6 protein-coding genes and 1 tRNA gene are annotated in these 8,483 nt (G+C 24.7%); all 7 read right to left on the reverse strand.

Translation table 11 applies throughout. From position 1 onward, the window contains the following. Positions 1-149: 149 nt before the first annotated feature. The gene (locus XO12_RS10680; protein ID WP_175420300.1) at positions 150-2,753 is read right to left on the reverse strand and encodes a fibronectin type III domain-containing protein; all 2,604 of its coding nucleotides are present in this window, start codon (positions 2,751-2,753) and stop codon (positions 150-152) included. Between the two features lie 106 nt (positions 2,754-2,859). Continuing rightward, positions 2,860-3,936 carry a membrane lipoprotein lipid attachment site-containing protein gene (locus XO12_RS10685; RefSeq protein ID WP_175420301.1) on the reverse strand — a complete coding sequence of 359 codons (1,077 nt, stop codon included), beginning with the start codon at positions 3,934-3,936 and terminating at the stop codon, positions 2,860-2,862. A gap of 42 nt (positions 3,937-3,978) precedes the next feature. Continuing rightward, complete coding sequence (locus tag XO12_RS10690; RefSeq protein ID WP_175420302.1) at positions 3,979-5,748, reverse strand: tetratricopeptide repeat protein; 1,770 nt, start codon at positions 5,746-5,748, stop codon at positions 3,979-3,981. Beyond that, positions 5,739-6,011, reverse strand: coding sequence for an EscU/YscU/HrcU family type III secretion system export apparatus switch protein (locus XO12_RS10695; protein ID WP_047265537.1), 273 nt, complete (start codon positions 6,009-6,011; stop codon positions 5,739-5,741). Before XO12_RS10695 ends, XO12_RS10690 begins: the two co-directional genes overlap by 10 nt. Next, positions 6,004-6,930 carry a hypothetical protein gene (locus XO12_RS10700; protein WP_175420303.1) on the reverse strand — a complete coding sequence of 309 codons (927 nt, stop codon included), beginning with the start codon at positions 6,928-6,930 and terminating at the stop codon, positions 6,004-6,006. Before XO12_RS10700 ends, XO12_RS10695 begins: the two co-directional genes overlap by 8 nt. A 307-nt stretch (positions 6,931-7,237) precedes the next feature. Next, a complete protein-coding gene (gene ylqF / locus XO12_RS10705) occupies positions 7,238-8,062 on the reverse strand; it encodes a ribosome biogenesis GTPase YlqF (RefSeq protein WP_047265539.1) in 825 nt (274 codons plus the stop codon). A gap of 113 nt (positions 8,063-8,175) precedes the next feature. Further along, a tRNA-Arg gene (locus XO12_RS10710) sits at positions 8,176-8,250 on the reverse strand. Between the last annotated feature and the right edge of the window lie 233 nt (positions 8,251-8,483).

Raw genomic sequence — 8,483 nt, forward strand, 5'->3', positions numbered from 1 at the left:
TCATTGATTGTTTTTGTCTTTATTTCATTTTTCATCTTTATTTTCTACTTTTTTGTCCCCTTTTCTTTCCTCTGGTTTATTTTTTACTTTGTTTTCTGGGCTGCCTCTCTCTAAATTGAATTCGCTCTTGACATAATATTATATATGTTTTATTTTGCACTTTTAAAATTATTAATTATATAATTTTCAGTGGTTTGTATTAAAAAGATATCTCTTTTGTTAGGTTGTGGATATTCAGAAACTCCTGAAATAAAAATTTTATCATCTTTTATTGTTAAATCTGTAAATATTGTGTCCTGAGAATTTATCTGAAAAGTTTTGGCCCATTTTAAATTACCAGATAGGTCAAATTTTAATATTATACCCTTTCTTTTTAAGGTGTTTTTTTCTCTATACCATCCAATTGAATAAAAATAACTACCGTTTATTTTTGAAGTTATTAAATTGACATCATTTGTAAAAGGTATTTTCTTTTCATAAATTTTGAATCCATTTCCATCAATTTTGGTTATAAATGGTTGTAAAGTATCCTGAAAAGATGTTCCAATAATAATATATTCGTTTTTAGATACCAAAATTAGATCAGAAGCCATATCGTTTTTAGGTGTTCCACTTGTCAAATCCCATATTTTTTTTCCTAATTCATTTGTTTTTATTATATAATAGTCATATCCGCCATCACCAAAGGAGTTGGTACTTGATAGTAAAAGAAATGAATATTTATCTATTCTTTTTAATTTACCTCCGAATTCAAATTCATCTCCTCCAAAGTCCCTTGTCCAAATTCTAAATCCTTTTTTGTTAAATTTTGAAAATTGTATATTTGTAACCATATTATCAGTTCCAACGGTTCCAAGTGTATATATATATCCATTATCAAAATACAAATCGTTAATGGAATCTCTTTTTGAGCTACCAGTTACTACATCCCAGTTTATGTTTCCCTCTGGCGAAATAGAATATAATAGCATGTCACCCCTCAAATCCTTTTCAGATGAGAATCCACCAATTATAATATTATTATCATTTGTTAAATCTATAGCTGTAGCATATTTATCATGGCTGTTTCCAAAATTCCAGGCACGCAAATTTGAAAAATTTGTCATGATAGTACCATATAATAACTCTAAAACTTTATTTGAATTTATAGTATAACCTGTAAAATATATTATATTATCTTTTAACTTAAATCTTGAAATCATCTGATTTTCAGGTAATTTTATTCGTTTTATCACGAAATTAAGTGAGTCGGTTGAAAATGAGGACCAATCAGAAGTTTTTATTTGTTTTTTATCTTTTGCAGTAACTCTCCATATATATTTAGTATTCGGCTCTAAGGATATAACTAATTCATTATGTTTTATATTGCTTATCTTTTTGTTTTTTAACAAACCACTGCTTATTTCTTTTAACTGAATTTCAAATGTAACTGTTGTACTTTCATATTCTGGTAATGTCCATTTTAAAGAAACGGTAAAATCCCGTATTTTTTCATTAAATTGTGGATTTATTATTACAGGGGTCGGTAATGTAGTTGGTATATTATTATCAATATTAAAATTATCTTTTATAATCTTAAAAGATATAAATTTATTATCTTTTTTTTCCATTTGTTGAATATCGCTATCAAAAATTTCTACTATTTTATTTCCAGTTTCATCAATTATTGTAAAAACAAAGGAATTATGGTTTGTTACTACAATATCCATAATTTTCATATTTTTAAAAAACTTTTTCCATATTATATTTCCATTTAAGTCAGTGGAATATAATATATCGTTTCCAAAAACTATTAATCCGTTTTTTGTCAATAATATATGGTTGGGATTATCTATATTCAACACGGTTTTTTTATCTAAAATTTTAATATCCTGAATAATAACCTCAGTATTTTTTATTATATAAATTTTCCCATTATGGAGGAAGGCGTTTCTAAAATTTTCAGAAATCTTTATCCTTTGATTATTATAGGAAAACAGGTATAAAATATTACTTATTCTTAATAACATGTTGTATTCGTTTAAATCAAGAATATCAGCAGATAATTTAAAATCTTTTAAAATTTTTCCAGAATAGTTTATTATTAAAATTTTGTTTGTTGTATTTATGACTATTGCATTTTTAAAAGGATATATATTTTTGATTTTTTCGTCAAAATTCAAATTGATTACCTTTTCAAAATTTTTATAAATATCAAGCAGATTTTTTGAATAAAGAAGAATATAATTATTTATAGTTTTTATTTTTTCATAGTTTTGAGAAATTTCTATGGATTTTTCATATAAACCTTCTTTTATACTATACAATTTTATCTTATTCTTTGATAATAAATATATATATTTATTATCTATCGATATGTCAAGATATTCATCATTAATTGTATAGATCAATTTTTTATCATCATTATAAGCTTCGATAACATTTGTGTATAAATTAAAAAGTGTATTATTAAAATATAAAAGCTTTTCGCTTTTTTCTATTAGCGATATCCAGATTTGTTCACCATTATTGAAATTGCGCGTTTTAAATGACCAGATAGGACTTTCATATGTATTATTTCCATCTTTTGCCACAATTTTCCAATAATATATAGTAGCTGGTTTTAAAATTTTTACAAGATATATATTTGTTGGGAGGTTAGAAACATATAAGCGGGGAGTTTTTGTCTCCCCTAAATATATATCATATATTAATTTTTTATCATTTGTTTTGTTATTTATTTGCCATTTTAGTATAAGGCTGGTTGGTGACACATTTTTTTGATTGTTTTCCGGATAAATAGGTATCAAGTTCGCATTAGAAAATGATATGGAAATTATAAAAAGGAAAAGAGTGATATTAATAATCTTTTTAATGGTATCACCACGCATTCACTATTTTAAATGATTTAGTTGTTGAATTTGAATCTGACAATATTATTTTAAAACCTCTTGAAACAATATTTCCTGTTCTATCTTCCGCTTGAATCACAATAGTTGCACCTGTAGATGGCAATACTATCCTATCATTTTTTATATAAGCCTTTTTTATATATGAATGATTTTTAAATTCATCTATAGTTAATTTAGTTGAATCAATTGAATCTATATAAAAATCACTTTCAACAGTTTTGTCTTCGTTATCAACAAAAAGTTTAATATCCTTAATTTCAACATCATCTGTAATTTTAGCAATTACAGTTAAATTCGTTGAAGCTGTAGAATATTTGTTTGGTTCAATAAGCATTATTTCTGGGGGTAATCCTCCAATTTTTATGCTTTTTTCATAGGTAGCAGTGTTTGATGCTCTATCTGTTACTGATATGTATAAATCTAAAGTGTCGCCAATTATGTAGTCTCGAGCGTTAAAGTCATCTGTTGTTATAGTAGAATCTTTATCATGTAATCCATCAATTATAGACTGATTAGATTTTTTAAAATACAATAAATTATCATTATTTGATATACTTAAAGAATAATCAGCAATATCAGCGTAATTTTCAACATCAATATCTTTTATATATGCTACAATATTGAACGTCCCTTCAACAGTATCGTATACATTTTCAGATGGTATTAATTTTATTTCTGGTAATCTTCCAACCTTTAGAGTTTTTTTAAGCGAAGTTTTATTACCAATATTATCTTCTGCAGTTATTATAATATTAAGAGTTTTACCATCTGGAATATTATCAATTTCATATGGGTTTAAAGAGCTTACTTCTATTTCATTTTCACCAATTCTATCAAATTTTAGAGCGCTTATTACCTGGTTATCAATGGAAATTTCCCAATTTTTCAGATAAATATCATCTGAAATCCTGAATTTCAGATTGAAACTACTGTCTATGAAATCTGATGTTGGTTCTAATAATTGAATAACCGGTTTTTTATCTTCTTTTAATGTACATCCTGCAAGAAATAAAAGAAAAATAATTGCTATTAGAAATTTTTTCATAATATATCCTCCCCACATAGACTATTATTCAACATATTAATTTTATTTTAAAAATGTTATTAATCCATCAAGTTTTGCAGCCCATAAAAGCAATGTTTTAACCTTTATATCTTCAAAATGTACATTTTCAATTTCAGCTATAGAAGGTTTTATATGCATATAAGATAAAATTATTTTTATAATATCTTCATATGAGTTTAAATAATACTCTGCTAAAGTATCAAAGTCTATGAGGTTTAATTCATAATCAGAAATGAACCGAGCTAGTTCAAAGTGCAAATCTTTCATTTCTTCTATTATGTCATTAACAAAAACATCTAAAATGCTGAAATTACCAAATGCTCTATCCTGATAAAATCTTAATAAAAAGCGTGAAATCAATATTCCTTTTCCATCTTTCCATATATATTTTGTTAAAAGTGTTGATATTCTTTCGGAAAGTCCATAATCTATACCACTTAATAAATAGGCATTTAATAATAATTCAATACCATCAATATCCTCATTTGGATCCTCTTTTATAAGATTCATTATCTCTATATTATTTTTCTTTAAATTTCTGTATAATCCTAATTTATCAATTTCACCATATTCATCAAAAGAATTTATCAAAGATTCCACATAATTTTTATCAGCAATATTTTCTAAATAATCAAGATAAGAATCAATATTATCTATTATTAAAGGCATATTTCCATACATTCCATAATTATTTAATTCAATAGATATCTTTTTTGCAATGTCTATTTCATCATTGGATAAAAGTGAAAACATATAAAATGTTTTTGCAGATATTTCAAATTCTGTATTTTTTAACATTTCATAATATTTTTTGGTACTTTCAATATCTCCAATAATAGCAGATAATTTTACCAATAATAATAGAATTAGATTTTTATTCTCTTCTTTAGCGATTTCTAAAGCTTTTTTCGCTGTTTCATACGCCTTTATATATTCACCAATATTTCTATAAGATATAGATAATTCATGAAGTATAAAATCTTCTTCATAAATATCTGCAGCCTTTTCTAATTTTTTGGTTGCTTCTATATGTCTTCCGAGTTTTGCATATGTATAAGCTAGGTTATATAGCAATTCATAATTTTCGGGGTCTTTTTTCAAGCCTTTTTCCTGTATTTTCATAGCATCTTCAAATCTTTGTAGTTGATTAAATAATATTCCTAATCTTACATAAGCAGCGGAAAATTCAGGATCTTTTTTTAATATAGTATTAAGTTCCTCTATTGCTTCAGAAAACAATCCATTCTCAATATATATATCAGCAATTTTTAAACGAGGAATAATGAATTCTGGATTTAATTCTAAAGTATTTTTATAAGCTTCAAGAGCTTCTTCATAAATTTTTCTTTCAAACATTAAATTTCCCAATTCAAAATGACCGAGATAAAAATTTGGATTTTTTACTATAGATTCTTTTAATTCCAATTCTGCTAACTCATCTTGTCCGCTTTTTTTTAGCAAAAGCGATCTATAGAAATTAAATCTATAATCTTCTCCAGCAATTTTTTTTGCTTTATTTAAATATAAGTTTGCATTTTCAAAATCATTTTTGTTTAAAGCATCTTTAAATGCCTCATAATAAAAATATACGAGATAACTTTTATAATATTCATCTTTTGAAATTTTATATTGTGCTTCTAATCCTCTTAAAATAACGTCAAGGGGTAATTTGTTTTTATCTGCAATGTTTTTCATATCATCTACTAATATTGGCATTTTTACAGGTAAATTATATAATTTTGCATATTCAGGTTTTAAATCTAAATAGACAATAGCGTATTTTAATCCCATGATTTTTCCTCCCTTTTTTCATTGAGTTCCATAACATATGCAATTATTTTAGCAACAATAAAATACATTTCTTCAGGAATGTCTGAAGGTATATCAAGGCTATACAATTCATTTACAGTTTTTGTATTTTTCAAGATAGGTATATTATTTTCTTTGGCAATTTCAATGATTTTATCAGCGATTTTTCCTATACCTTTGGCAATTACAGTTGGGACCTCATCTTTAAATTCTTCATATTTTATAGCTACTACTTTCTTATCCATATAATCCCTTCTTATTTAATTTTTCTGTATTTTCTAAAGTGTTGATTTGTAAAGCATTAATTTTAATTCCATCTTTTTCTATTTCATTAATTAAATGATTTATATTATTTTTAAAATCATCAATATTCCTTTCTATATTAAAATTAATTGTTATGGAATTGTCTTTCTTATATATAATGCTATTTATCAAACCAAATTTATTAGAAATAAAAGAAAAAGCTATTCTTTTTATCTTTTTTTGCTGTTGTTTTTCATAATCTATTTCATCGCTAATATTAAAAAAAATAGGCATTCCAAATAATTGAAAAAATACGAAGTTCGGCTCTTGAATAGATTCAAATTGTGAGAAGTTTTTATATGCATTCAATGCTTTATGAAATATTTCATTTTTTTGTGTTTTTATATAATATGTTTTTTCATCTGTTTTTGATTTATGTGGAATCTTATTACTTTTTTCATTTTTTTTATTGTTTTCGTTTATATTTAAGAAATTTACGTCCTTTTTTTCAAATTTTATAAAATTCTCATTTTTTTTATTTTTTACAATTTGATCATTATTTTGATTTGTAATGTTTTTAAGTATATCCGTTGGTTCTTTTTCTTTGTTTATTAAAATTGTATTTTCAATCATTTTATTTATGATTTTTGCGCTGTCGTTAGGATTGGGGATCTTTAAACTTTTATTTTCTATGATACTTTTTGCGATTTCTTTTATAAAGGTTTTAATAAAATTATTAGCACTATTAATGTTTTTTTTATTGTCTGGAGTGATATTATAATTTTTTGAGAGATTATAATTCTTTGGAAAAATGTTTTTAATAAATTTTCCTAACCAAGTTATAAAATTTTTTATTTGTGGACTTTTCATGTTGCCAATTAATTTTAATTCTATATTTTCATTTAATAAAGGAAATATCAAAGAATATTCTTTTTCAGATTCTTTGATATTTTGATTTTCTATAATAAATAAAAGTTCTTTTGCCTGTGTGATATTAGTATTTTTGCTTTTTTCATCGATAACATTAATATAGTCTCCAGCTTTTATATTTTCTGGTAATTTTGGATTTTCAATAATTATTCTTTTATTTTTATCTATTTTTAATTGAATAATATCATCATCTATTGCCTCTATTAAGGCAATTAATGTTTTTATATTTTTTGTTTTTGTTAATTCTTTTATAATCCCAAAATTAAAAAATTTAATGCCATTTAGAATAAAAAATCCCTCACTTTAAAATATCATAATCTTCAGGATAATCGTATACAACTTTTCCATATTTTCCATCTGATAATTCTTTTAAAAAAGTACTCATAGCTCTTTCAATATCATAAGTATTACCAGTAGCAATAAAATTTCTTCTTTTAGCGAATAATTCAAGAAATTTTATATGATCTTCAGGAATACTATCTGATTTTAAAGCTTTTTTAATTATATCTGGATATTTTTCTTTAAAAAAGTTGAAACCATATTCTATTGCAAATTCTTTTTCATCTTCTTCTGGTTTAATTGAACCTATTAGTATAAGTTTATATAATATTTTTTTATTGTATATTTCACTATATAAAATACCTGGTGTATCGAGTAACATAAATTGATTGTTAACACTTATCCATTGAAGGCCTCTTGTAATTCCTGGGGTATTGCCCACCCTTAAAGCTTTTTTCCCTTTTATACTATTAATTAAGGTTGATTTTCCAACATTTGGTATACCAGCAACCATTACCCTCAATTCGCTAAACTTTTTTGGAAACGATTTATAAACTATTTTTGTTAAAAAACTTCTTACACTTACTTTTTTTAAAGCTGTTTTTAAAACTTTATATCCTTTATCTCTATAATATTTTTCCCAGAATTTTAGCTTGCTTTCATCAGCAATGTCAATTTTGTTAAAAAGAATAATTCTTTCTTTATTTTTAAACAGGTCATCATATTCATAAGCTCTACTTGCATAAGGAGCTCTTGCATCAACTAATTCCAGTATTCCCTGAACAGTTTTTAAATATGTTTTAATTTTTCCTTTTGCTTTTTTTATATGGCCAGGATACCACATTTTTTCACCTTCTTATCTCTGTGTTTGATTTGTTTTTATAAAAAATCTTACTTCTATTTTAGTTTATAAAAAAGAGAAATAACAAAAAATCCGGGAACTTCCCGGATTAATACTGGTGCCCCCAGGAGGAATCGAACCTCCATTTGCGGATTAGGAATCCGCCGTTCTATCCGTTGAACTATGAGGGCGAGATTGATTTTTTTAGGACTATAAGTATTTTAACAAAAAAAATGAGTAAAATCAATAAAGAAAATATAAAGATAAAATTAAAAAGAAGAAGCATAAAAGCAAATATATGATATAATAAAAAAGAAATAAAATATCAGAAGGTGAAAAATATGGGACTATATGATCAACTATTCAAAGAAATATTTCAAGACAAAGATATGATTATTGAATTTATCAATTTGTTTCTACCATC

It is taken from the genome of Marinitoga sp. 1154, from assembly GCF_013363285.1.
In the GTDB taxonomy this organism is placed as follows: Bacteria; Thermotogota; Thermotogae; order Petrotogales; family Petrotogaceae; genus Marinitoga.